Here is a 393-nt window from a genome sequence, read left to right as displayed (position 1 = left end):
AGGTGTCGTCGTCGGGATCACCAGGCAGGGGCGGGATTACCTGCGGCCGGCGCTACACACCTACGCCATGCTGGTGCGGCAGTTCTACCTCGCGCCGCTGAACCGCGACCAGATGACCGCGCTGGGCGACAGCGCCCGACGGGTCAGCGACGCCTTGAAGACCGACAACCCCGCAACGTGCTAGTCGCCGAGTTCGGCATAGGCCAGCGACGGGAAGGCGATGGTGGACATCCACAGCCGGCCGGCCGATTCGACCACGCCGGTGACGGTGCCGAAGTCCGGCCGCGTGGTGCGCAGCCCGGCGATCGCCTCGCCGGAATCGGCATCGAAAGCCACCACCCACACCTGCGGACGGATCTTGGGTTGAAGTCGATCAGGCAACCGCCACAAGAG

General features: G+C 67.7%; 2 protein-coding genes. One reads left to right on the top strand and one right to left on the bottom strand.

The window, feature by feature from the left end:
- Nucleotides 1–184 (top strand): hypothetical protein (locus RNB18_RS53295; protein ID WP_311721216.1); only part of this gene is annotated, 184 nt, incomplete at its 5' end.
- On the opposite strand, the gene RNB18_RS53290 is transcribed toward RNB18_RS53295, so the two are convergent.
- Nucleotides 181–393 (bottom strand): hypothetical protein (locus tag RNB18_RS53290; protein WP_311721215.1); only part of this gene is annotated, 213 nt, incomplete at its 5' end. The two genes, RNB18_RS53295 and RNB18_RS53290, sit on opposite strands and share 4 nt — an antisense overlap.

The sequence above is a fragment of the Streptomyces doebereineriae genome (assembly GCF_031845645.1).
GTDB classification, from domain to species: Bacteria; Actinomycetota; Actinomycetes; order Streptomycetales; family Streptomycetaceae; genus Streptomyces; species Streptomyces canus.
The sequence above is the reverse complement of the archived record's forward strand: the minus strand, read 5'-3'. Positions and strand labels throughout refer to the sequence as shown.